The organism is Burkholderia sp. BCC0398 (assembly GCF_902833245.1).
GTDB lineage: Bacteria > Pseudomonadota > Gammaproteobacteria > Burkholderiales > Burkholderiaceae > Burkholderia > Burkholderia sola.
In genome coordinates this window covers 55,438-76,682 of sequence record NZ_CADFEM010000016.1, presented here as the reverse complement: position 1 = coordinate 76,682, position 21,245 = coordinate 55,438, and the positions used below count along the sequence as shown (strand labels likewise).

Here is a 21,245-nt window from a genome sequence, read left to right as displayed (position 1 = left end):
CCGCGTCAGCGGTGCGCGGCGAACGCGGCCACGATCTCGTCGATCGCCGCACGGATGCGCGCGGTGTGGCGCAGGTCGCGGTGCGTGACGAGCCAGACCTCGTACGGCGACGCCCGCATGCGGTCCGGCCAGATCCGCGCGAGCCCGTCGCGCTCGCCCATGTGAACCGGAATCTCGCCGACGCCGAGGCCCGCACGCAGCGCCGCACGCAGCATCAGGTTCGAGTTCGTCCGTGTGACGATGCGGCCACCGTCGATCGGTTCGCCGGCGAGGGTCGGCTTGCGGCTGGCGTCGATGTACGGCTGGTAGACGGCGAGGTCGTGGCCCGCGAACGCGCGGCCGCGCTCGGGCTCGCCGTGCCGGTGCAGATAGTCGGGCGACGCGAACAGGCCCATGTCCCAGCACGCCAGCCGGCGCGCGACCAGATCGGGGTTCTCGGGCCGCACCGTGCGGATGGCGATATCGGCTTCGCGTTTGGCGAGATTCAGGATGTGGGTCGACGTGTTCAGCGCGACGGAGACGTCGGGATGTTTCGCGTGCAGCCGTGCGATCGACGGCATCACGAACTCGATCGCGAGCGCGTCGGTCGTCGTGATCTTCACCTCTCCGGCGAGCCGCCGGTCGACCCCCTGCGTCAGCCGCACCAGCTCGTGCGCATGCTGCTCCATCGCCTCGGCGGCGCGCAGCGCCAGTTCGCCGACCGGCGTGGGCAGATAGCCTTTCGACGAACGCAGGAACAGCGTCGCGCCGAGCATGTGCTCGAGCGTCGCGAGCCGCCGCCCGACCGTCGCCTGATCGACGCCGAGCGTCTGCGCCGCGCGGCGCAGCGTGCGTTCGCGATGGATCGCGAGAAAGACGCGCGCGTCGTCCCAGTTCATCGTGTGTCCCGACTGATGCATTTTTGCATTCCCCGACCGGTAATTCGCTGCGTGCCCGCGCGCGGCATCGCCCATAGACTGGCTTCACCTACATGGCGATGCCGCGATTCGGGGATGGCCTGCGAATCGGCCGCGCATCGACGAACGTTGAGGATCATATCGTGATTGATGACGCGAACCCCCTGCCCACCCACATGACCGCGATCGAAATCGTGCGGCCCGGCGGCCCCGACGTGCTCGTGCCGGCGACCCGCGCCGTACCGGTGCCGGGCCCCGGCGACGTGCTGATCCGGATTCACGCGGCCGGCGTCAACGGCCCGGACGTATTCCAGCGCAAGGGGCTGTACGATCCGCCGCCCGGCGCGTCCGACATTCCCGGCCTCGAGATCGCCGGCGAGGTCGTCGCGGTCGGCCGCGACGTCACGCGGTTCGCCGTCGGCGATCGCGTCTGCGCGCTGATTCCCGGCGGCGGCTATGCGGAATACGCGGTGGCGAACGAGAGCAACACGCTCGCGATTCCCGACGGCCTCGGGATGGCCGAGGCAGCGGCGCTGCCGGAGACCTTCATGACGGTCTGGCTGAACCTGTTCCAGCGCGGCCGGTTTTCCCCCGGTGAAAGCGTGCTGATCCACGGCGGCGCGTCAGGCATCGGTACGACGGCGACGATGCTCGCGAAGGCGTTCGGCGCGGCGACGATCATCACCACCGTCGGGTCGGACGCGCAGCGCGACGCGAGCATGTCGCTCGGCGCGGATCTCGCGATCGACTATCGCAGCGAGGATTTCGTCGAGGCGGTCGCGCGCTTCACGGGCGGCAAGGGCGTCGACGTGATCGTCGACATCATCGCGGGCGACTACGTCGCGCGCAATTTCGCGGCGGCCGCGATGAACGGGCGCATCGTGCAGATCGGCGTGATCAATGGCCCCGCGAAGGAGCTCGACCTGTTTCCGATGCTGACGAAGCGGCTCACGCACATCGGCTCGACGCTGCGCTCGCGCACTTACGCGGAGAAGGCGCAGATCATTCGCGAGCTCGAGGAGGCCGTGTGGCCGCTGATCCGGCAAGGCACGGTCAAGCCTCAGGTCTATCGGCTGTTCGATTTGCGCGACGCGCGCGCGGCGCACGAGCTGATGGATTCGGGACGGCATATCGGCAAGATCGTGCTGGCGACGCCGGCCGCGGATCGTGCGCTTCGGGCTGCCATCGACGCAAACGCCAAGCATTCCACATGATCCGAGGACGCTTCAGCCCCCCGGTCGGGGGGCTGAAGCCGCGGCGGGGATGGCCCGACAATCGGGGCACCGAATGCGTCGCCGCGCCCCGCCGGCGCGTCGCGTGGATGCAGCACCGGACTGGACGATGAGTCGAAATGGACATGCTCGAGAACATGCGGACGTTCGTTCGCGTCGTGCAGGCCGGCAGCTTCTCCGCCGTGGCGAAGCAGACCGATGTCGCGACCGCGCAGGTGTCGCGGGCCGTCGCGAGCCTGGAGGCGTATGCGCAGATTCGTCTGTTGAACCGGACCACCCGGAAAATCGCGCTGACCGACAGCGGGCGCCGCTATTTCGAGCGTCTGCAATCGATCCTCGGCGATGTCGACCAGGCGAATGCCGAGGCCCGGAACGCGCTGGTCCGCCCGTACGGACGCTTGCGCGTGCATACGATGCCGGGGCTCGGGCAGAGCCATGTGACCGCGTTGGCTGTCGCCTATCGGGCGCGCTTTCCCGAAGTCGCCATCGAGATGACCTATTCGCAACGGATGCCCAATCTCGTCGAGGAAGGCTACGACGTGTCGGTCGTCACGGCCGCGAGCCTGCCTGATTCCGCCTGCATCGCGCATTCATGCGGCACGTCGTTCAGCGTACTGGTCGCGTCGCCGGCCTACCTGGCCCGCCACGGCGTGCCGTCCGCGCCCGCCGACCTGGCACGCCATACCTGCCTGCGCCTCGATACGCCGGCCGAAGCGAACGACGAATGGCTGCTGCACGGTCCCGGCGGCCAGACCGCGTCGCATGCGGTCACGGCCGCACCGTTCCATGCGAATGCGCCGGAGGCGCTGTCGATCGCACTGCGCGCGGGGCTGGGCATCGGCTCGCTGGCGATCTATTCGGCGATCGACGACCTGCGCAGCGGGCGGCTCGTGCGCGTGCTGCCGGACTACCGGTTGACGATGCTCGACGTGTACGCGATGTTTGCGTCGCGCCGCTTCGTGGACGCGAAGGTCCGCACCTTCGTCGAGCATCTGCGCTTGGGGTTGTCGCCCGCGCTGAAAGCCGACGCCCGCGCGCTCGACGCGCTCGCGGCGCCGCGCGGCCGCGAGCGTGCCCGTGCCCGTGCGGTGGCCGGTGTCACGGCCTGACGGCCGGCCCATCCGTCGTACCCGTTGTACCCGTTCGTTCCTGTCGAGGAGAATCCGATGAAGTCCCGTTTTGCAATCGTCGTTGCAGGTTTCGTTGCGTTGTCGCCGCTGGCCGGTCACGCGCAGTCCGCCGCACCCACCGCGCCCGCCGAGCAGGCGGCCGCGTCGCCGCGAGTGGCGAAGAAGGCCGAACGCGCGACCGACCGCGCATTCGCGAAGAAGGTTCGGCAGGCCATCGTGAGGGCGCCCGGCGTGGGCAATGCGCAGGTCACCGTGTTCGCGAAGGCGAAGACGGGCGACGTGACACTGGCCGGGAAGATCGCCGACGAGTCGCAGGACCGGGCCGCGGTGGACGCGGCCCGCCAGGTACCGGGCGTGACGTCGGTGAAGAGCAAGCTCCAGTTACGCCTGGAGGGTGGCCAGTAACGGGTAGGGTTGACGGCATCGGGTGCATGTCTTTGCGGGTCTCGTCGTGTAAAGAATCCACGGCGAAGGCTCGGGAAGGCACGCACCCGTGCCGGCTGCGACGCGTCCCGCCGGTGGCAGGGGCGTCAGATGCGACCGAGCAGTACCAGTATCACGACAATGACGACGATCAGCCCGACGGTGCCCGACGGCCAGTAGCCCCAGCTTCGGCTATGCGGCCATGCAGGAAATGCTCCGATGAGCAGCAGAATCAGAACGATGATGAGGATCGTACCGAGCATCGCATCCCTCCTGGATTTATTCGACACGGGGTGGGCTGACGCAATTCGCGTGCCGCAGGGGGCCGATCGTTCCGTAGGGCGCCGCTGTCGCATCGGACGGTGCGCGGGGGCGACCGGGATTACGCGCCGGCCTCCGTGCCGGCGGTGTCCGGCCAGAGCAGGGCCTGGGCGACGACGACGTGATCGCCGTTGAAAGTGGCGGCGGGCGAGCCGTACAGGCGATAGCCGAGCGCCAGCGCATCCGACACACGGTGGCAAAACGTGGCGTCGTCCTTGCCCGTCAGCAAGCGATAGCGGGGCAGGTCGTTGGGCGGGGAAGACGACATGGGCGGGACTCCTGTGAAGGGGGCGGATCGGGCAGTATAAGTCGGACAAACCCACGCCATCTACGAAACCAGGGTGGGCATTTACCTCGTGAATGCTCCCTCATTCAACAAATAAATTTTAAAAATGGCCGTCCGCTCGCTATGCTGAATCCTTCACTCAGGCGGGCATGCAATGGCTGAACTCTTTCTGGTACGGCATGGGCAGGCGTCGTTCGGCACCGACGACTACGACCGGCTGTCCGCGGCGGGCGACCAGCAGGGCGTGTGGCTCGGCGAATACTTCGCGCGGCAGGGCCTGACGTTCGACCGCGTGATCTGCGGCACGATGAACCGCCATGCGCAGACGGTCGCCGCGATTCTGCGCGGGATGGGCCGCGAAGGCGTCGTGGTCGATCGCCATCCGGGCCTGAACGAATACGATTTCCACGGGCTGTTCGCGGCAGCCGCCAGCGACTATCCGGAGATCGCGCGGCTCTCGGCCGGCTCGATGAAGGAACACTTCCGCGCGCTCCGGCAGGTGCTGCAGCTGTGGACCGAGGACAAGCTCGGCGAGGCGGCCCCCGAAACCTGGGCCCATTTCCAGCAGCGCGTGGCCGACGCGCGCGCGGCGATCCGCGAGGGCGGCGGCCAGCGCGTGCTCGCGGTGAGTTCCGGCGGCCCGATCGCGGTCACCGTGCAGCAGGTGCTCGCCGCGCCGCCGTCGAGCGCGATCGCGCTGAACCTGCAGATCCGCAACAGCAGTCTTTCGCAGTTTTTCTTCAACGCCGACGCGTTTCACCTCGCGTCGTTCAACGGCATCCCGCATCTGGAGGACCCCGAACGACACGCGCTGCGCACCTACGGCTGACCCACGAACGATCGCGACGATGACGAATCCTTCCCAGCAACTCGACGTAGCCCGCCTTACGCGCTATCTGGAAACCCACGTGCCGGGCTTCGAAGGCCCGGTCGACACGGAGAAGTTTGCCGGCGGCCAGTCGAATCCGACTTTCCTGCTGAATGCGAAGAGCGGCCGCTACGTGCTGCGCCGCCAGCCGCCGGGCGAACTGCTGAAGTCCGCGCACGCGGTCGACCGCGAATTCCGCGTGCTGAGCGCGTTGTCGGGCACCGCGGTGCCGGTCGCGCGTCCGTATCACCTCTGCGTTGACCGCGACGTGATCGGCAGCCTGTTCTACGTGATGAGTTTCGAGGACGGCCGGATCTTCTGGGACCCCGCGCTGCCGGAACTGCCGAAGGCCGAGCGCGCGACCTGCTACGACGCGCTGCTGCAGACGATGGCCGCGCTGCACGACGTCGATGTCGACGCGGTGGGCCTCGCCGACTACGGCCGGCCGGGCAACTACTTCGAGCGGCAGATCGGCGTGTGGACGAAGCAGTATCGCGCGGCCGAAACCGGGCGCCTCGACGCGATGGAGACGCTGATCGACTGGCTGCCGAAGGCATGCCCCGAGGACACGGGCCGGCCGGCGCTGGTGCACGGCGACTTCCGGATCGACAACCTGATGTTCGCGCGGGACGGCTATCGCGTGCAGGCCGTGCTCGACTGGGAACTGTCGACGCTCGGCAACCCGCTCGCCGATCTCGCGTATTTCTGCATGTGCCTGCGGCTACCGTCCGGCGGCCAGGTGCGCGGGCTCGCGGGCCAGGATCGTGCCGAACTCGGCATTCCGGACGAAGCGGCGATCGTCGCGCGCTACTGCGAACTGCGCGGCATCGCGCCGATCCGCGACTGGCATTTCTACCTCGCCTTCAGTTTCTTCCGGCTAGCGGCGATCGCGCAGGGCGTGAAGGCGCGCGCGTTGCAGGGCAACGCATCGAGCGAGCAGGCGCTGCGCGTCGGCGAAATGGCCGGCCGGCTGGCCGAACTGGCCGTCGGCGTGATCGACGCGCATCGCTGATATCGCCACGCGGCGACACGACAACTCAATCAATGGAGGAGCACAGCAACATGGCAACGAACCTGTTCGACCTGACGGGCAAGATCGCGCTGGTGACGGGCGCGAGCCGCGGCATCGGCGAGGAAATCGCCAAGCTGCTCGCGGAGCAGGGCGCGTACGTGATCGTGTCGAGCCGCAAGCTCGACGACTGCCAGGCCGTGGCCGACGCGATCGTCGCGGCGGGCGGCCGCGCCGAGGCGCTGGCGTGCCACGTCGGGCGCCTGGAGGACATCGCCGCGACGTTCGAGCACATCCGCGGCAAGCACGGCCGCCTCGACATCCTCGTGAACAACGCGGCCGCGAACCCGTATTTCGGGCACATCCTCGATACCGATCTCGCCGCGTACGAGAAGACCGTCGACGTGAACATCCGCGGCTACTTCTTCATGTCGGTCGAAGCCGGCAAGCTGATGAAGACACACGGCGGCGGCGCGATCGTCAACACGGCATCGGTGAATGCGCTGCAGCCGGGCGACCGGCAAGGCATCTACTCGATCACGAAGGCGGCCGTCGTCAACATGACGAAGGCGTTCGCGAAGGAATGCGGGCCGCTCGGCATCCGCGTGAACGCGTTGCTGCCGGGGCTCACGAAGACGAAGTTCGCGGGTGCGCTGTTCGCGGACAAGGACATCTACGACGCGTGGATGACGAAGATCCCGCTGCGCCGCCACGCGGAGCCGCGCGAAATGGCCGGCACCGTGCTGTATCTCGTGTCGGACGCGGCGAGCTACACGAACGGCGAATGCATCGTCGTCGACGGCGGCCTGACGATCTGAGCGCACGATGAGACTCGACAGCTACGCCGGCCAGGCCGTGATGATCACCGGCGCCGCGAGCGGCTTCGGCGCGCTGCTCGCGAGCGAGCTCGCCGCGATGGGTGCGCGGCTCGCGCTCGGCGACCTGAACGGCGATGCGCTCGAACGCGTGGCCGCGCCGCTGCGCGCGGCCGGCGCTGACGTCGTCGCGCGGCACTGCGACGTGCGCGTCGAAACGGACGTCGCATCGCTGGTGCATGAGGCCGTCGCGCGCTTCGGGCGGCTCGACGTCGGCATCAACAACGCGGGCATCGCCCCGCCGATGAAGGCGCTGATCGACACCGACGAAGCCGATCTCGACCTGAGCTTCGCGGTGAATGCAAAAGGCGTGTTCTTCGGGATGAAGCACCAGATCCGCCAGATGCTCGCGCAGCGCGAGGGCGTGATCCTGAACGTCGCGTCGATGGCCGGGCTCGGCGGCGCGCCGAAGCTGGCCGCGTATGCGGCGTCGAAACATGCGGTGGTCGGGCTCACGAAGACGGCCGCGCTCGAATACGCGCGCCACGGCATCCGCGTGAACGCGGTGTGCCCGTTCTACAGCACGACGCCGATGGTTACCGACAGCGAGATCGGCGAGCGCCAGGATTTTCTGGCGCAGGGCTCGCCGATGAAGCGGCTCGGCCGGCCCGACGAAATCGTCGCGACGATGCTGATGCTGTGCGCGCAGGAAAACACGTATCTGACCGGGCAGGCCGTCGCCGTTGACGGCGGCGTCTCGGCCTTCTGAACCGAACGAACGGAATACGGAATCTCGAGGAGTCGATCATGGACTTTGGCTACACCCCGAAAGTGGAAGCACTGCGCGAACGCGTGAGCGCATTCATGGATGCGCACATCGTGCCGCGTATCCGCCAGTGGAACGAAGAGGTGCACGCCGGCAAGTATCCGGTGTCGTTCATGGAGGAACTGAAGGAGCGCGCGAAAACGGAGGGGCTGTGGAACCTGTTCCTGCCGCACCTGAAGGACGACGAGCCCGGCATGGGCCTGACGAACCTCGAATACGCGCCGCTCGCCGAAATCATGGGGCGCGTGAGCTGGGCGTCGGAAGTGTTCAACTGCAATGCGCCGGACACCGGCAACATGGAGCTGCTGCACATGTTCGCGACGCCCGAGCAGCGCGAACAGTGGCTGCTGCCGCTGCTGCGCGGCGAAATCCGCTCGGCGTTCGCGATGACGGAGCCCGACGTCGCGTCGTCGGATGCGACCAACATCACGACGCGCATCGAGCGCGCGGGCGACGAGTACGTGATCAACGGCCGCAAGTGGTTCATCACGAACGCCGCGCATCCGAACTGCAAGATCTTCATCGTGATGGGCAAGACCGATCCCGACGCCGAATCGCACCAGCAGCAGAGCATGATCCTCGTGCCGCGCGACACGCCGGGCGTGACGGTCGTGCGCAACATCACGGTGGTCAATCACCACGCGCCGGAAGGGCACTGCGAGATCACGTTCGACAACGTGCGCGTGCCGGCGCGCAACCTGCTCGGTGAGGAAGGCAGCGGCTTCGCGCTCGCGCAGGCGCGCCTCGGGCCGGGCCGCATTCACCACTGCATGCGCTCGATCGGCGCGGCCGAGCTGGCGCTGGCGCTGATGGTCGACCGCGCGCAGTCGCGCGTCGCGTTCGGCAAGCCGCTGAACCGGCACGGCACCGTCGGCGAATGGATCGCACGCTCGCGTATCGAGATCGACCAGGCACGCCTGCTGGTGCTGAAGGCCGCGTGGATGATCGACAAGGTCGGCGCGAAGGCCGCGCGCAAGGAGATCTCGATGATCAAGGCGCTCGTGCCGACCGTTTATACGGACGTGTGCGATCGCGCGATGCAGGTATTCGGCGCAGCGGGCCTGAGCCCCGATACGCCGCTCGCCGACCTGTGGACCTGGGGCCGCGCGCTGCGCTTCGCCGACGGCCCGGACGAGGTGCACCTGCAGGCGATCGCGCGGATGGAGATCAAGGACGGCGAACTCGGCTCGACCGCGCCGTACCTGACGCCGCCGCCGCGCGGCTGAGCGGGGCGACATGGACGAACGAATGGCGCCCGCCGTAAGATCTCGGCAAGGAGATCCGGCGATGCGCCTTTCGAAGATTGATCTGAACCTGTTCGTCGTATTCGAGGCGATCTACAACAAGCGCAACCTGACGCGCGCGGCCGAGGTGCTGAACCTCACGCAGCCGGCCGTCAGCAACGCGCTGGCGCGGCTGCGCAAGACGCTGAACGATCCGCTGTTCGTCAGCACGCCGGCCGGGATGATGCCGACGCCGATGGCCGAGAACATCGTCGGCCGCGTGCGCGAGGCGCTGCAACTGCTCGATTCGAGCGCGCACGAAGGCGACGTGTTCGATCCGGCTTCGTCCGAGCGCGTGTTCCGGCTCAGCATGAGCGACCTGACCGAAGCGCTGCTGCTGCCGGCGCTCGGCGAGCTGCTACAGACGCATGCGCCCGGCATGCACGTGCGCAGCTACACGATGGACCGCCGCGAGGTCGCGACCGCGCTCGCGAACGGCTCGGTCGACATCGCGATCGACGCGCCGCTGATCGGCGATCCGCATCTGCACCAGGCGCTGCTCGTGCAGGACCGCTACGCGTGCATGATCCGCGACGATCATCCGTTCAAGGGCGACACGCTGACCCTGGACGACTACCTGTCGATGGGGCACATCCACGTATCGAGCCGCCGCAAGGGCAGCGGGCACGTCGACGCGGAACTGACGCGGCTCGGGCTGCGCCGCAACATCCAGATGCGCGTGCAGCACTACATGGTCGCGCCGCTGATCGCGATGCGCGGCGATCTCGCGCTGACGGCGCCGCTGCGGCTGCTGCAGCGCTATCCGGCGCGCATTCTGGAACTGCCGTTCGAGATGCCGGGACTCGATTACTTCTGCTACTGGCATCGCAGCGCCGATCAGGATCAGGGCAGCCAGTGGCTGCGCGGGCAGTTGATGGCGCTGATGGGCGGGATCGGCGAGGTGCGGTGAACGGTGGGGCGTGCGCGTCGCAAGTTCGCCCGCGCTTGCCGGCTCGATGGCTCAATACGAATCGTCGTCGAAGCGCGACGCTGCGGGCCGGCGCTTCAGGTCCTTCAGCCAGTCGCGGACCCTGTCCGGATCGTCGAACTCGCGCAGCGCGACGGTCAGGTCGTGGTTGCTGCGCTGCATGCCGGCAATGTCGCGCGTCAGCATGCGCATCACCGTATCGGGCGCGACCTTGGTGGACGACGCGATGCCGTAGGTTCGCCTGAAATCGTTCTCGACGTGCCCGATCTCCTGGTCGAGCTCGCGGAGCTGTTCCTCCAGGATGCCGTTGTAGTGCGTCAGCCGCGCTTCGCTCAGGCCGTCGATCGCGCGCCGGTCGATCTGTTCGATCTCCAGTTGCAGCTCCAGCAGGTGCAGGAGGTTGCCTTTCGCATACGCGTGGTTGACACGCTGCATCAGCACGGTCTTGCGCGCCTGTTCCTCGGGATCGGTTTCGCGATCGGGATGCAGCGCGCTGGCGAGCTTGCGATAGACGTCGCGGAGCGACTTGCTCGATTCGGCCTGCTCGGCTTCGCGTCGCGCCTGCGCGGCCGATTGCCGGGGCGCTTTCTTGCGCTTCGCGCGTTGGGCTTCGCGGGCCTCGTGGGCGGCCATGTCGCGCGTGTACTGTTCGTCGAATTCGGCTTGGATGCGGGCGGCGAGTTCGTCGGGCGACAGCGTGTCGAGATCGTCCGCTGGTTCGGCGGCGGGTTCCGTTTCCGGTTCCGGCTTCGTCCGTGCGGAGGCCGTCGCTGCGGCGCCGTCGTCGTCGTCGGACGGGCAGTGCCGGTTGTAGATGATTTTCAACGTCGCGTCGTCGCTGACGCCGAGCAAGTCGCGCGCCATGTCGGCGATCAGCGCGGATAGCGCGCGCTGCTCGGCTTTGCTCAGACCTTTCTGCAGGAACGCGTCGTCGAGCAGGTTGAGCAACCGGATTCGCAACGCCGTCGACGCCTGTTCGAGCGGCAGCAGCGCGTCGACGAACTTTTTCTGGAAGGCCGGCATGACCGCGTCCCATGCGCCGAGCCGCTCGCGCCGCGCCTCGATCTGCTCGACGAGCGCATTGAAGGTTTGCTGGGCTTTCGACAGGCTGGCTGTCTCGTGGCCGGGTGCGATGGCGACCGCGGCACCGCGACGTGCGGTCATGATGAGTGTCCTCCGGCCGCGGCGGGACGCGCGGCAGGCCGGTATTTTAGCCGCATGCCTGCGGGGCGGCGCGGAATGGGGTGCTTCCCCGCAGCGATCGGCGGCGCGTCGGCGCTTCACGGCGGGCACGGCCAGCGCGCCGGAATCCGCGCCCGGTGCACCGTTCGGCCCATCGGCCCGTCAGTCGCCGAACAACTGCCCCTGCCCGGAGATCACGCGTTCGAAATCGTCGCGCAGGAACGGCAGGATCGCATCGGCGACGGGCTGAAGCTGGCGGCTCAGGTAGAACGCATAGTCGATCGGCGAGCGCATCGTTTCAAGCGGCTCGGGGCCGGCCGTCGTCATCACGTAGCTGATCCAGCCGCCGCGCTGATACTGCAGCGGCCGGCCCTGCGCATGATTGAACTCGTCGGCGATGCGCGCCGCGCGCACGTGGGGCGGCACGTTCCGTTCGTATTCGCGCAGCGGCCGGCGCACGCGCTTGCGGTACACGAGCTGATCGTCGAATTCGCCGGCCAGCGTGCGGCGTACGTAGTCGCGAATGAAATCCTGGTACGGTTCGAGCCTGAACACGCGCCGGTACAACTCGCGCTGGAATTGCTGCGCGAGCGGCGTCCAGTCGGTGCGCACCGTTTCGAGCCCCTTGAACACGAGGTCCTCGCCGCCGTCGGCCGTCGCCGCGAGGCCGGCGTACCGCTTCTTGCTGCCTTCTTCCGCACCGCGCACGGTCGGCATCAGGAAGCGGCGGTAATGCCGCTCGTATTGCAGCTCCAGCGCGCTGTCGAGTCCGAACTGTTCGCGCAGGTGCGCTTGCCACCAGCGATTCACGTGTTCGACGAGCGCACGGCCCTTCGCGCCGGCTTCGTCGTCGTCATGCGCGCGGCCGAGCCACACGAACGTCGAATCGGTATCGCCGTAAATCACTTCGTAACCCTGAGCTTCGATCAGTTGACGCGTGCGGTGCATGATCTCGTGGCCGCGCATCGTGATCGACGACGCGAGGCGCGGGTCGAAGAAGCGGCAGCCCGTCGAGCCGAGCACGCCGTAAAACGAATTCATGATGATCTTCAGCGCCTGCGACAGCGGTGCGTTGCGCTGCCGCTTCGCGTCGTCGCGGCCTTCCCACACGCGCCGCACGATGTCGGGCAGGCAGTGCGCGGTGCACGAGAAACGCGCGCCGAGAAAACCGGGCACCGATGCGTCGTCGCCGGGATGCGCGAGCCCCTCGATCAGGCCGACCGGATCGATCAGGAACGTGCGGATGATCGACGGATAGAGGCTCTTGTAGTCGAACACGAGCACCGAGTCGTACAGCCCGGGGCGCGAATCCATCACGAAGCCGCCGGGGCTGTTCTGCCCCGTCACGTCGCCGAGGTTCGGCGCGACATAGCCGAGTCGATGCATGCGCGGCAGGTACAGGTGCGTGAACGCCGCGACCGACCCGCCGGTGCGATCGGCAGCCAGCCCCGTGACGCTCGCGCGTTCGAGCGCGAAGGACAGCAGGTCGGCCTTGTCGAAGATGCGCGTGACAAGCTCGCAATCCTTCAGGTTGTAGCGCGCGAGCGCGGGCTTGTCGTGATCGAAGCGGCGCTGGATCTCGTCCATCCGCTGGTACGGATTGTCGATCGACTTGCCTTCGCCGAGCAGCGATTGCGACACGTATTCGAGGCTGAACGACGGGAAGGTCCACGTCGCGGATTTCAGCATGTCGATGCCGTCGAGGATCAGCCGGCCGGCCGCGCCCGCGAAGAAGTGGTCGGGCTGCTGACCGTGCGCGCGCCAGTCGAGCACGCTGCCGCCGCGCCCGAGTTTCAGCGGCACGCCGTATTGCTCCGCGTGCGCGTGCAGGATGCGCAGGTCGAACTGCACGAGATTCCAGCCGATCACCGCGTCGGGGTCGTGCTCGTCGAACCAGTCGTTGAGCCGCGCGAGCATCGTGGCGCGGCTGTCGCAGTAGTCGAGGTTGAAGTCGACGGCGTTTGCTGCGTCGCTGTCGCCTCCGTTCGGCGGCCCGAGCATGTAGACCTGTCGTTGCCCGCAGCCTTCGAGCGCGATCGAGTACAACTCGCCGTGGACGCTGGTTTCGATGTCGAGCGACACGCAGCGCAGCGCCGGGCGATAGCCGGTTGCGGGCTTCAGCTCGCCGCCGGTGAGCGTGCCGTCGGGGCCGGGTTGCCCGCGAAACTGCACGCACGCCGTGATGAAGCGCTCCATCGCGTAGCGGTCGGGCGGCTGCACGTCGGCTTCGTAGACGTCGACACCGGCGGCGGCGAGCCGCTTCTGCAGCCCGGACAGATGGCGATAGCGCTTGCAATAGAGGCCGACGACGGGGCGCTGCCGGAAGTCGCGCAGCGCGAGCGGGCGCAACTCGGCCTCGCGCTCGCCGGCCAGCGTGCGTTCGGCGAGCGCCTGCTGTTCGGCCGGAATGAACGCGACGGCTTCCTGCGGGCGCAACCGTACGCGGCGCGGACCGTGTTCGGTTGCCAGCCAGAACTCGATCTCGATGCCGGATGCGGTGTCCCGCCAGTGGCGGGTGAGGATGAAACCCTGCTCGAACGCCGTCAAAACGCTTGCTCGTCGTGGATGCTCAGGCGGCGGATTTTAGCGCCTGGAAGCGCTTCGCGCCGGCGGCGGCCGTCTGGCATCAGGTGGCAGGAAGGCGGAGCGCGACGCGCCATCCCGTCTGGGCCGCATCGATCGGCTGCAGCAACCAGCGGCGCGCGGCGATCGTATTGCGCTTCTGCGTGACGTATCCGTCTACCGCGAGTTCAAGGGTATCGTCGCCGACGCGGGACAGTGTCGCGGCGGCGCCGGAGCCGTCCGCGAATTCGATGACGGCGGGATGCGGCTGGGCGGTGCGCGGCGCATCGCGGTCGAGCGTCACGATGCTGCCCGGGTAGAGGTGCGAATGGTTTGTCCGCAGCAGGACGGCAGTGGGCGTGAAAAGCGCTCCGGAAAACGCCGGCCTGGGCGACGTGAGCCGGCTTCCGGAGCCTACATGAAGGTGAGCGTTTGCGGGATCATGGCTGGCAGACGCCAGGATGTGCGGTGCCTGAGGCCAGACTCGAACCGGCGCCCCCTCAAACATGCCCCTCATGCTCGATCGCCCGTCCCGGCGACGAGCGCGCGGCGACCTGCATCGGCACCCCCGACACCCTCGCCGCCCGCTTCGCCCACATCGCCGTCAGAATCGGCACGAGAATCGCCGTCACGAGGCACGCGGTTGCGACGATCGCCGTCGCCGCCGGCACCATCGGCTTGAACTTCGGGATCATCTCGCCGATGATCGCCGGGTTCGCGACCGCGGCGCCGGCCGTCGACGACGCGGCCAGCCCGGCCGTCCCGTTGCCGCCGCCCAGGAACTTGTCCGCCAGAATCAACGGCACGCCCGTCACGACGATCACCGCGAGCCCGAGCGCGATACCCGGCAGCCCGCTCTTCGCGATCACGTTCAGATCGATGCCGTTGCCGAGCGCGAAGCCGAAGAACGGGATCAGCGGATGGACGCAGCGCCCGAACAAGTCGCGCAGCTGCACATCGAGATTGCCGAGCGTGAAGCCGATCAGGAATGGCAGCACCGCGCCGACGAAAAGCCGCGTCTCGAACACCGCGACGCCGGCCGCGCCGAGAATCAGCATGCTGACGAGCGGCCCCGATTCGATCGACATCAACACGAACGCACCGGCTTCTTCCTTGGTGCCGTATTGCTGCATCACGGCCGCATAGAGGCCGCCGTTGGTCATGTCCATCGACGTCGTGATCGCGAGCAGCGACAGGCCCGCGAACAGGCCCGTGCGGATACCGTCGTCGGGGATGAACCGCGCGGCGATCAGCGTCGCGAGCCATGCGACCACGATCTTCGTCGCGAGCAGCGTGCCCGATTTGCGCAGCACGACGCCCGTCGCGCGCAGGTCGATCGTCGCGCCCATGCAGAAGAACCAGACGGCGAGGATCGGCACCGTGCCCGCGATCAGGCCGTTGGTGAACGAGCCGAAGTACTTCCCGGCGTTCGGGGCGAACGTGTGCACGCACGCGCCCAGCAGCATCGGGACCAGCATGAGCCCGCCCGGAATGCGGTCGATGGCCTGTTTCAGCTTCACGTCTCCTCCGTGGACGTCGATGCGTCCCGTTGTCGAATGATGTCTGCTGACTGACTATAGGACATGATTCGGAACGGTGGTCCGTTTTTATGCGTTTCGATGGTCGTCGTATCATCCGGAAGCGACGACCGTCGCGCAGGATTGAGCGAGTGCCGGCCGCGAACCGGCAAACCGAGAAAACGATAGGGCGTAGCGGGCGAATGATGAAGATGAAAACGACGATGCGCATCGGCATCGCGATGCTGGTGGTCGGTGCGAGCGTGGGCGCGAACGGCGCGCACGCAAAGAGCGCGGTCGATTGCGGGAAGCTCGACGCGGCCACGAGCGGCCCGGACGACAACTTCCGGCCGCCGGCGTCCGGCACGGTCGTCGGCACGGGGCGCGCGTATTTCTACTCTGCGCCCGACGCGCAGTGCATCACGAAGCGTACCTTCATCGTTCCTGGCGATTCGGTGACCGTCTACAAGTCGCACGGGCGCTGGTACAACATCATGTACGTGAACGGCAAGACCGGCGACGACGTCGAAGGATGGGTCGAGCAGGATCGCGTGCGCGTCGGCGGTCAATACGGCGCGCAGTAGTCGCCTTCGGCGTCGCCGCTACACCGTCGCCCATGCGACGTCGCGCTTCAGGTTCTTCGCGCGCAGCGGCCGCTGGTACAGGTATCCCTGCGCGTACTGGATCCCGACCGCATGCAGCGCGCGATGCTGGGTTTCCGTCTCCACGCCTTCCGCGATGATCTTCATGCCGTAGTGGTGCGCGACGGTCGCGATCCCTTCGATCAGCTTCTCGCTGCCGCTGTCCAGTTGCGAGACGAACTGTCGATCGATCTTCACGTAGTCGAAAGGGAAGCGCGACAGCATGTCGAGATTGCTGTGATGCGTGCCGAAATCGTCGATCGCGAACTTCGCGCCTTTGGATCGCAGCGCCTGGAAGATCTCGGTGGTGCGCGCGTTCTTCTCGAGCAGGATGCGCTCGGTGACTTCGAGCACCAGCGTGAAGCCGGGCGGCAGCGCGCGGATCGTTTCCTCGACGACGGCCACGAACCGCGCGCGCTCGAGATCCCGCGGCGCCACGTTCACGGCGATGCGCAGCGGCGCGGACGGCGTCAGCGCGGTCAGCTCGGACACCGCCGTGCGCAACACGAATTCGGTGACCTTCGGCAGCAGCGTGCTCGATTCCACCTGCGGGATGAACACGGCCGGGCTGATGGCCCCCCACTTCGGATGGTGCCAGCGCAGCAGCGCCTCGACGCCGACTGTCCTGCGCGTCTGCACGTCGACGATCGGCTGGTATACGACATGGAATTCGTTGCGCCTGAGCGCGTGGCGCACGGCCTTCAGCAACAGCCGCCGCGGCGCCATCGCGAGCAGGTAGGCGGCCATCACGAGGCTGTCGGCCAGCAGGACGATCGTCGCGCAAATCAGCCGGTCGTGGCGCTGGACCTGTGACGCGTAGCGCGCCGATGCGACGACCGACACCTTGAACGGCCAGCGCTGCGACGCAATCGTGCTGCCGCCCGTGGGGCCGGCGTCCGTGTCCGGCGCGAACGTCCCGTGCTGATCGAGGCGGCCCGACCCCGCGATCGACAGCGTCGCCGTTTCCGCCCCGTTGGCGGTGCCGAGGGCGAGCGCGTCGGCCACGTAGTCGCCTTCGATCAGGTACAGGACGCCCGCGCCGCGCGCAGTGGCGCGGAATGCGTACAGCACCGGAATGCCGCGCTGGAACGCCGTCTGGCGCAGCAGCGTGACGGTCATCGATCCCGGTTCGGGCTCGCGCGCATACTTGACGAGCGGCACGTCGATCGAGCCGAGCGCCGACGAACATATGACGCGGCCGTCGTTCACCAGCGCGACCGCACGCAGATAGCGCAGGCGAGTGCCCACTTCGGCCAGCGTCCGGAACACCGTCGCGCACGGCTGTCCGACCAGCGCGGTCAGCTCGTCCGCGTGGCGGAGGCGCACGCCGTCCAGGATGCGGTCCACGGAAGCCACGATGTCGTGGGCCACGGCGCGCTCATGCGCGGTGACGGTATCGCGGGCGTAGCGGTCGGCCAGCACGATCGCGAACGCGGGCACGAGCACGCAAATGATCACGGCGGCGAAAAGGACGACGCGCGGCCACGCGCCGCCGCGGTGGAAAAGATGCGTCGAGCCGGGCGGGAGCGCCCGTAATCCCGCGGTTGCCTTTGGTGTTGTACGCATGGCGTGGCAAGTCGAACCGGTCGGTGCGCCGACGGCGCGCAAGCCGCATGCCTGATTCGGACCATGCGGCTTGCGCGCCGGTTTCGGGACGCCGATCGAGTCGGGCGTCGCGACGGCATCCGCTCGGCCAGTCGCGATCAGCCATTCATCTGGCAGCATTCCTTAAGAACATGCGCACATTCGGCATGTATCTCGATGTAACGTACCGAAAAAAGCCCCGGCCGCACGGTGCGTGCAGCCGGGACAAAAGACACCGTCTCTTGGCACGAGGATGGTGCGTGGCAAGTATAAGATGCGGCGCGCCATTACGTAATATCGTTGTCTAAAAATTGATGATGTTTCGGGATTGCGTCTCGAAAAGAAACATTTCAATAGGGCGCCGTGGTCGGCAATTTGCCGCCAGCGCGTCAAACCGGAGCGTTGCGATGAAAGAAAATGCCACACCGACGGTCATCGTGACCGATGGCGCCGCCGCGGCGGACGGCGGTTCGCTGTGGATCCGGATTTCGGTGGACGGGGAGGCCCGCGACTATTCGCTCGATCGCGCGCTCGCGTCGCGCGGTACGCCGCGTTACGACAGCATCCGCGGCGCGCACGGCGTGCTGTCGGAAAGAGAGCGACGGGAATTGCGGGGGTTGCTGGCGCGCATCGCCGACCCCGCGATGTGGGCCGGCATCGTCGGCACGTTCATCCAGGTGCTGACGCGCCCCGACGAGCCATGAACGATGCGGTGCCGGCGGCGCGTCAGAAGTCGTTGCGCATCTTGTGGAGCAGGCCGCTGGGCGACTGGTGCGTGTCCACGGCGGTGAGGACATCGGTCACGAACCACGGCAGGTTCAACTGCGTATCGGAATCGCCGACGCAGACGCGGATCGGCGGCGCGCTGGACGGCGAATGGGCGCCTTGCGCGGCATCCCGCGACGGCACGCAATTTTTCGCGTAGGCCTGAACCGGAACCGGCGCGATGCCGGAGGACGCACCGGCGAAGGCCGGCGCGGACACGCCGATGGTGGCAAACAGGGTCAGGGCAGCGGCAAGGGCGACGCGTTTCATGAGGGTTCTCCGGCGATGCACGTTCGACCATGCGAGCCGCCGTGAGTTCGTGGGCGCAACATGCGAGTCACTTCCCCGAACAGACTGCTGGCCGCGTACAATGCCGGCCGTCCGCGTCTGCCGCTCGCCGCAGGCCGCACCACTGCCGCGGCGACTCGCCGCACGGGTGTCGTTCCACGCATGTATATTGTCGCCGTGCATCGATCGGCCGGCGATATCGCGCCGCTTCGTTTGCACGTCTCTGTGCGCGCGCACTGCCAACCCGCCCGAGCGCGGTGCTCGCGGCGAAGCGTCCAGAGCAATTACAAGAACCAGAGAGCGTTCCGAGCCCGCCCATGAGCGATACCGAAGTCGTTTTTCAAATAACCGCGGACGATCTCGTCCACGCCTACCGCCTGCATCTTTGGCGCAGGTACAACTGGAAATACCTGCTCAAGTCATTTGCGATCGGTGCGATCGTGTACATCGTCCTGCTGGTCGGCGGCGTCCGGATAGCAAGCGGACATTTTCCGGAATGGCGCTATGTCTGGATGGCCGCGGGAATCGCGGCTGTCGTCGCGATCGGCGTGCCCATCCTGAATCATCTGATACTGCCGCGCGCAGGTCGCAAGATTTACGACCAGCAAAGGACGCTTCATCAGGTTCACACGGTCATTTTCCAAGGCGACCGGTTCATTGTCGAAACGCCGACTTCGCGCGACGAAATTCACTACGCGGATCTCATTCACTGGAGCGAGGATCGTCAAATGATCCTGCTGTATCAGTCATCGGTGATGTTCCGCGTGGTACCGAAGCGCGTGCTGAACGACGGACAAGTGGCATTCCTGTATCGAGTGCTGCTTCAGAACGGCGTGCACAAAGTCTAGCGGGCCGTGGCCGGACGGCCTGCGCCGTCCGGGTTTCGACGCGCGCTTGCGGCCAGGAGGCCCCGCGCATCCCATCACTGATACCCGTAACACTGCTTCAACCCCGCGTAGTCGTAGAAGTGGCTGTCCGGCGCGATCTTCGCGCCGTCGCACGCGGCCTGGAAATCCGTCTCGCGCTCGTTGTACAGCATCTTCACGATGAGGCGCGATCCGTTGCGATAGACATCCCACTGCATGTTCGCGGCCATCGGCGACACCTGGTCGCCGCGCCACGGATTGTTCGCATACGTGTACGTCTGCGCCTGAGGCGTCGGCACGAACACGTTCTTCAGGTTCATGATCGACGCGAACGGAATCACGATCTCCGCATGCGTGAAGCGCAGCTTCGCGGCGTGCGTCAGGTCGCCGCGCGCGATCGCGTCGACTTCGCCGAAGAAATCGTCCTGCAGCACCTTCGCCATCCGGTACGTCACCGGGTTCGCTTCCTGGATGCCGGGCCCCTTCTGATAGTAGTCCTCGGCATCCTGCAGATACGCGAGATACTGCGCCTGCTCCGCGCCGATGTACTTTTCCATCGTGACGCCGCCGGTTTCCGCGGTCATGGCCGGCGCCACCTGCAGCAGGTTGTACAGCACGTTCACCGCATCGACGGCGGTCGCGATCTTCGTCTTGCCGTCGCCTTTCAGCGTGTTGGTGAACTTGCCATCCGTCGACGTGAACGCATAGGTGCCGGTGTTCGCGAATGTGTAGCCGTCGGCGCCGAGCTTCGCGATGAAGGCCGGCGACACGAGCGCGGACAGCACCGTTTGCGCGACGTCGGCGGCCTGCGGCGCGGCCTTGATCGCCTTCAGCTTCGCGGCCACCGTCGCGTCGTTTGCATAGGTCTGGTACGCCTGGCTCGCCTGATAGGTCGCGTAGTACGGATCGCTCGTGTCGGTCACGAGATCGGTGGCCGGCTTCAGCGAATGGAAATACAGCAGGAAGCGGTTGGTGCCGGCCGGCTGCGCGACCGGTGCGCTCGCCGGATAGCCGGCCGGCGCGGCCGGCAGCGTGATGGCCGGCGCCAGCGCCGGCTGCGCGGCAACCAGTGCCGCCGAGAAATACGTCGAACTGTCGACCGCGCGATCCTGACCCGAGTTGACGACGACCACCTGCCGGTTGCCCGCCGCGAACAGCGCGGGTAGCCGCTGCGCGAGACGCGCGGCAAGTTGCTGATGTTCGCGGATGCCGGTTTGCGTGAGGTTGCCGTACCCGGGTGTCGAGATGCCCTGTACGCCGTAGCCGAGCAGCGCATTGGCCTTCATCATCGCGTACGTGTCGGCCTTGAGCTGCACGCCGAGCGGCGTCAGCGCGCCGTCGGCCTCGGCCTTGACCAGCATCGCGTAGATCGCGCCGTCGTATTTGAAGCCCGACAGCCCGCGCGAGCCATGACGGGCGACGAGTTCGGTATAGACGGGCGCGTAGCCGGCCGGCGGCGCTTCGTACGTCGCGGCGTCCTGCTGCGGGCGGTACGGCGTCTTCGTCTGGTAGTAGGTCGCGGGTGCCGGAGTCGGCGTGGGCTGAGGTTGCGGCTGCGGTGCGGGCGCCGTGCCGTTGTTGTCGGCCGACGTGGCGGGCGGCGTCGAGTCATCCCCGCCGCAAGCGGCGAGCAACAGGCAGGCAATCGCGAGGGCGGTGGTGGTGCGGGTCGGGCGTGTCATCGTGGCGGGCAACGGACGGCACGATGCGCATGCGCGTCGCGCCGTCTCCGGGGCAATGTGGTCGAACCCCGAAGTGTTGCAAGCGACTTTGACAGCAGAATGTCAGAATGCGGTCGGACAATTGTCGGATTGCCGCCGAAT

The 21,245-nt window shown here is 67.2% G+C and carries 22 protein-coding genes; 12 read left to right on the top strand and 10 right to left on the bottom strand.

What is annotated here, in order from left to right:
• Positions 1-5: 5 nt before the first annotated feature.
• Entirely contained in the window at positions 6-878 is an 873-nt protein-coding gene (locus tag HWX76_RS29465) for a LysR family transcriptional regulator (protein ID WP_027813897.1), read from the bottom strand.
• 194 nt (positions 879-1,072) lie between these two features.
• On the opposite strand from HWX76_RS29465, the gene HWX76_RS29460 reads away from it, so the two are divergent.
• From HWX76_RS29460 to HWX76_RS29450, 3 genes are all read left to right on the top strand, one after another.
• The gene (locus tag HWX76_RS29460; protein ID WP_176016767.1) at positions 1,073-2,110 is read left to right on the top strand and encodes an NAD(P)H-quinone oxidoreductase; all 1,038 of its coding nucleotides are present in this window, start codon (positions 1,073-1,075) and stop codon (positions 2,108-2,110) included.
• A 137-nt stretch (positions 2,111-2,247) separates the two neighbouring features.
• Positions 2,248-3,237: a LysR family transcriptional regulator gene (locus HWX76_RS29455; protein WP_176016739.1), complete on the top strand. Its 990-nt coding sequence runs from the start codon at positions 2,248-2,250 to the stop codon at positions 3,235-3,237.
• Between the two features lie 57 nt (positions 3,238-3,294).
• Positions 3,295-3,663: a BON domain-containing protein gene (locus HWX76_RS29450; protein WP_176016738.1), complete on the top strand. Its 369-nt coding sequence runs from the start codon at positions 3,295-3,297 to the stop codon at positions 3,661-3,663.
• A 125-nt stretch (positions 3,664-3,788) separates the two neighbouring features.
• Here HWX76_RS29450 and HWX76_RS29445 read toward each other — a convergent pair whose 3' ends face one another.
• Both HWX76_RS29445 and HWX76_RS29440 read right to left on the bottom strand, forming a co-directional pair.
• Positions 3,789-3,944 carry a DUF3309 family protein gene (locus HWX76_RS29445; RefSeq protein WP_006483086.1) on the bottom strand — a complete coding sequence of 52 codons (156 nt, stop codon included), beginning with the start codon at positions 3,942-3,944 and terminating at the stop codon, positions 3,789-3,791.
• 119 nt (positions 3,945-4,063) lie between these two features.
• The gene (locus HWX76_RS29440; protein WP_023474879.1) at positions 4,064-4,270 is read right to left on the bottom strand and encodes a DUF1737 domain-containing protein; all 207 of its coding nucleotides are present in this window, start codon (positions 4,268-4,270) and stop codon (positions 4,064-4,066) included.
• A 172-nt stretch (positions 4,271-4,442) separates the two neighbouring features.
• Here HWX76_RS29440 and HWX76_RS29435 point away from each other — a divergent pair, with 172 nt between their 5' ends.
• The 6 genes from HWX76_RS29435 to HWX76_RS29410 all read left to right on the top strand — a co-directional run bounded on the left by HWX76_RS29435 (position 4,443) and on the right by HWX76_RS29410 (position 9,999).
• Positions 4,443-5,117, top strand: coding sequence for a histidine phosphatase family protein (locus HWX76_RS29435; protein ID WP_124594872.1), 675 nt, complete (start codon positions 4,443-4,445; stop codon positions 5,115-5,117).
• A 19-nt stretch (positions 5,118-5,136) separates the two neighbouring features.
• Positions 5,137-6,168, top strand: coding sequence for a phosphotransferase (locus tag HWX76_RS29430; RefSeq protein ID WP_176016737.1), 1,032 nt, complete (start codon positions 5,137-5,139; stop codon positions 6,166-6,168).
• Positions 6,169-6,218: 50 nt separating this feature from the next.
• On the top strand, positions 6,219-6,983 hold the full coding sequence (locus tag HWX76_RS29425; RefSeq protein ID WP_050017141.1) for an SDR family oxidoreductase: 765 nt from the start codon (positions 6,219-6,221) through the stop codon (positions 6,981-6,983).
• A gap of 7 nt (positions 6,984-6,990) precedes the next feature.
• On the top strand, positions 6,991-7,749 hold the full coding sequence (locus HWX76_RS29420; RefSeq protein WP_050017140.1) for a glucose 1-dehydrogenase: 759 nt from the start codon (positions 6,991-6,993) through the stop codon (positions 7,747-7,749).
• Between the two features lie 38 nt (positions 7,750-7,787).
• Entirely contained in the window at positions 7,788-9,032 is a 1,245-nt protein-coding gene (locus HWX76_RS29415) for an acyl-CoA dehydrogenase family protein (RefSeq protein ID WP_176016736.1), read from the top strand.
• 61 nt (positions 9,033-9,093) lie between these two features.
• Positions 9,094-9,999, top strand: coding sequence for a LysR family transcriptional regulator (locus HWX76_RS29410; RefSeq protein ID WP_050017138.1), 906 nt, complete (start codon positions 9,094-9,096; stop codon positions 9,997-9,999).
• A gap of 51 nt (positions 10,000-10,050) precedes the next feature.
• Here the strand turns inward: HWX76_RS29410 and HWX76_RS29405 are convergent, their stop codons facing one another.
• The 4 genes from HWX76_RS29405 to kdgT all read right to left on the bottom strand — a co-directional run bounded on the left by HWX76_RS29405 (position 10,051) and on the right by kdgT (position 15,281).
• Positions 10,051-11,181: a J domain-containing protein gene (locus HWX76_RS29405; protein WP_176016735.1), complete on the bottom strand. Its 1,131-nt coding sequence runs from the start codon at positions 11,179-11,181 to the stop codon at positions 10,051-10,053.
• Between the two features lie 180 nt (positions 11,182-11,361).
• Entirely contained in the window at positions 11,362-13,746 is a 2,385-nt protein-coding gene (locus HWX76_RS29400) for a DNA polymerase II (protein ID WP_176016734.1), read from the bottom strand.
• 79 nt (positions 13,747-13,825) lie between these two features.
• Positions 13,826-14,065: a hypothetical protein gene (locus tag HWX76_RS29395; protein ID WP_244138030.1), complete on the bottom strand. Its 240-nt coding sequence runs from the start codon at positions 14,063-14,065 to the stop codon at positions 13,826-13,828.
• Between the two features lie 196 nt (positions 14,066-14,261).
• On the bottom strand, positions 14,262-15,281 hold the full coding sequence (kdgT, locus tag HWX76_RS29390) for a 2-keto-3-deoxygluconate transporter (RefSeq protein WP_050017119.1): 1,020 nt from the start codon (positions 15,279-15,281) through the stop codon (positions 14,262-14,264).
• 221 nt (positions 15,282-15,502) lie between these two features.
• On the opposite strand from kdgT, the gene HWX76_RS29385 reads away from it, so the two are divergent.
• Complete coding sequence (locus HWX76_RS29385; protein WP_235356287.1) at positions 15,503-15,862, top strand: hypothetical protein; 360 nt, start codon at positions 15,503-15,505, stop codon at positions 15,860-15,862.
• A gap of 18 nt (positions 15,863-15,880) precedes the next feature.
• Here HWX76_RS29385 and HWX76_RS29380 read toward each other — a convergent pair whose 3' ends face one another.
• Positions 15,881-17,485, bottom strand: a complete 1,605-nt coding sequence (locus HWX76_RS29380) for an EAL domain-containing protein (RefSeq protein WP_089490026.1) — start codon at positions 17,483-17,485, stop codon at positions 15,881-15,883.
• A gap of 425 nt (positions 17,486-17,910) precedes the next feature.
• Here HWX76_RS29380 and HWX76_RS29375 point away from each other — a divergent pair, with 425 nt between their 5' ends.
• Positions 17,911-18,207 (top strand): hypothetical protein, encoded by a 297-nt coding sequence (locus tag HWX76_RS29375; RefSeq protein WP_050017117.1) that lies wholly within the window; start codon positions 17,911-17,913, stop codon positions 18,205-18,207.
• Between the two features lie 22 nt (positions 18,208-18,229).
• Here the strand turns inward: HWX76_RS29375 and HWX76_RS29370 are convergent, their stop codons facing one another.
• Positions 18,230-18,538, bottom strand: a complete 309-nt coding sequence (locus HWX76_RS29370) for a hypothetical protein (protein ID WP_050017116.1) — start codon at positions 18,536-18,538, stop codon at positions 18,230-18,232.
• A 335-nt stretch (positions 18,539-18,873) separates the two neighbouring features.
• Here HWX76_RS29370 and HWX76_RS29365 point away from each other — a divergent pair, with 335 nt between their 5' ends.
• Complete coding sequence (locus HWX76_RS29365) at positions 18,874-19,404, top strand: YcxB family protein (RefSeq protein ID WP_089489973.1); 531 nt, start codon at positions 18,874-18,876, stop codon at positions 19,402-19,404.
• Between the two features lie 74 nt (positions 19,405-19,478).
• Here HWX76_RS29365 and HWX76_RS29360 read toward each other — a convergent pair whose 3' ends face one another.
• On the bottom strand, positions 19,479-21,104 hold the full coding sequence (locus tag HWX76_RS29360) for a histidine-type phosphatase (protein WP_176016733.1): 1,626 nt from the start codon (positions 21,102-21,104) through the stop codon (positions 19,479-19,481).
• Positions 21,105-21,245: the final 141 nt, after the last annotated feature.

Bases quoted from the DNA above. Each gene is read 5' to 3' on its own strand.
- HWX76_RS29375 (WP_050017117.1), top strand. From the start codon at position 17,911: ATGAAAGAAAATGCCACACCGACGGTCATCGTGACCGATGGCGCCGCC.
- HWX76_RS29365 (WP_089489973.1), top strand. From the start codon at position 18,874: ATGAGCGATACCGAAGTCGTTTTTCAAATAACCGCGGACGATCTCGTC.
- HWX76_RS29460 (WP_176016767.1), top strand. From the start codon at position 1,073: ATGACCGCGATCGAAATCGTGCGGCCCGGCGGCCCCGACGTGCTCGTG.
- HWX76_RS29405 (WP_176016735.1), bottom strand. From the start codon at position 11,181: ATGACCGCACGTCGCGGTGCCGCGGTCGCCATCGCACCCGGCCACGAG.
- HWX76_RS29360 (WP_176016733.1), bottom strand. From the start codon at position 21,104: ATGACACGCCCGACCCGCACCACCACCGCCCTCGCGATTGCCTGCCTG.
- HWX76_RS29420 (WP_050017140.1), top strand. From the start codon at position 6,991: ATGAGACTCGACAGCTACGCCGGCCAGGCCGTGATGATCACCGGCGCC.
- HWX76_RS29430 (WP_176016737.1), top strand. From the start codon at position 5,137: ATGACGAATCCTTCCCAGCAACTCGACGTAGCCCGCCTTACGCGCTAT.
- HWX76_RS29465 (WP_027813897.1), bottom strand. From the start codon at position 878: ATGAACTGGGACGACGCGCGCGTCTTTCTCGCGATCCATCGCGAACGC.
- HWX76_RS29440 (WP_023474879.1), bottom strand. From the start codon at position 4,270: ATGTCGTCTTCCCCGCCCAACGACCTGCCCCGCTATCGCTTGCTGACG.
- HWX76_RS29380 (WP_089490026.1), bottom strand. From the start codon at position 17,485: ATGCGTACAACACCAAAGGCAACCGCGGGATTACGGGCGCTCCCGCCC.
- HWX76_RS29370 (WP_050017116.1), bottom strand. From the start codon at position 18,538: ATGAAACGCGTCGCCCTTGCCGCTGCCCTGACCCTGTTTGCCACCATC.
- HWX76_RS29415 (WP_176016736.1), top strand. From the start codon at position 7,788: ATGGACTTTGGCTACACCCCGAAAGTGGAAGCACTGCGCGAACGCGTG.
- HWX76_RS29425 (WP_050017141.1), top strand. From the start codon at position 6,219: ATGGCAACGAACCTGTTCGACCTGACGGGCAAGATCGCGCTGGTGACG.
- HWX76_RS29435 (WP_124594872.1), top strand. From the start codon at position 4,443: ATGGCTGAACTCTTTCTGGTACGGCATGGGCAGGCGTCGTTCGGCACC.
- HWX76_RS29410 (WP_050017138.1), top strand. From the start codon at position 9,094: ATGCGCCTTTCGAAGATTGATCTGAACCTGTTCGTCGTATTCGAGGCG.
- HWX76_RS29385 (WP_235356287.1), top strand. From the start codon at position 15,503: ATGCGCATCGGCATCGCGATGCTGGTGGTCGGTGCGAGCGTGGGCGCG.
- HWX76_RS29455 (WP_176016739.1), top strand. From the start codon at position 2,248: ATGGACATGCTCGAGAACATGCGGACGTTCGTTCGCGTCGTGCAGGCC.
- HWX76_RS29450 (WP_176016738.1), top strand. From the start codon at position 3,295: ATGAAGTCCCGTTTTGCAATCGTCGTTGCAGGTTTCGTTGCGTTGTCG.
- HWX76_RS29445 (WP_006483086.1), bottom strand. From the start codon at position 3,944: ATGCTCGGTACGATCCTCATCATCGTTCTGATTCTGCTGCTCATCGGA.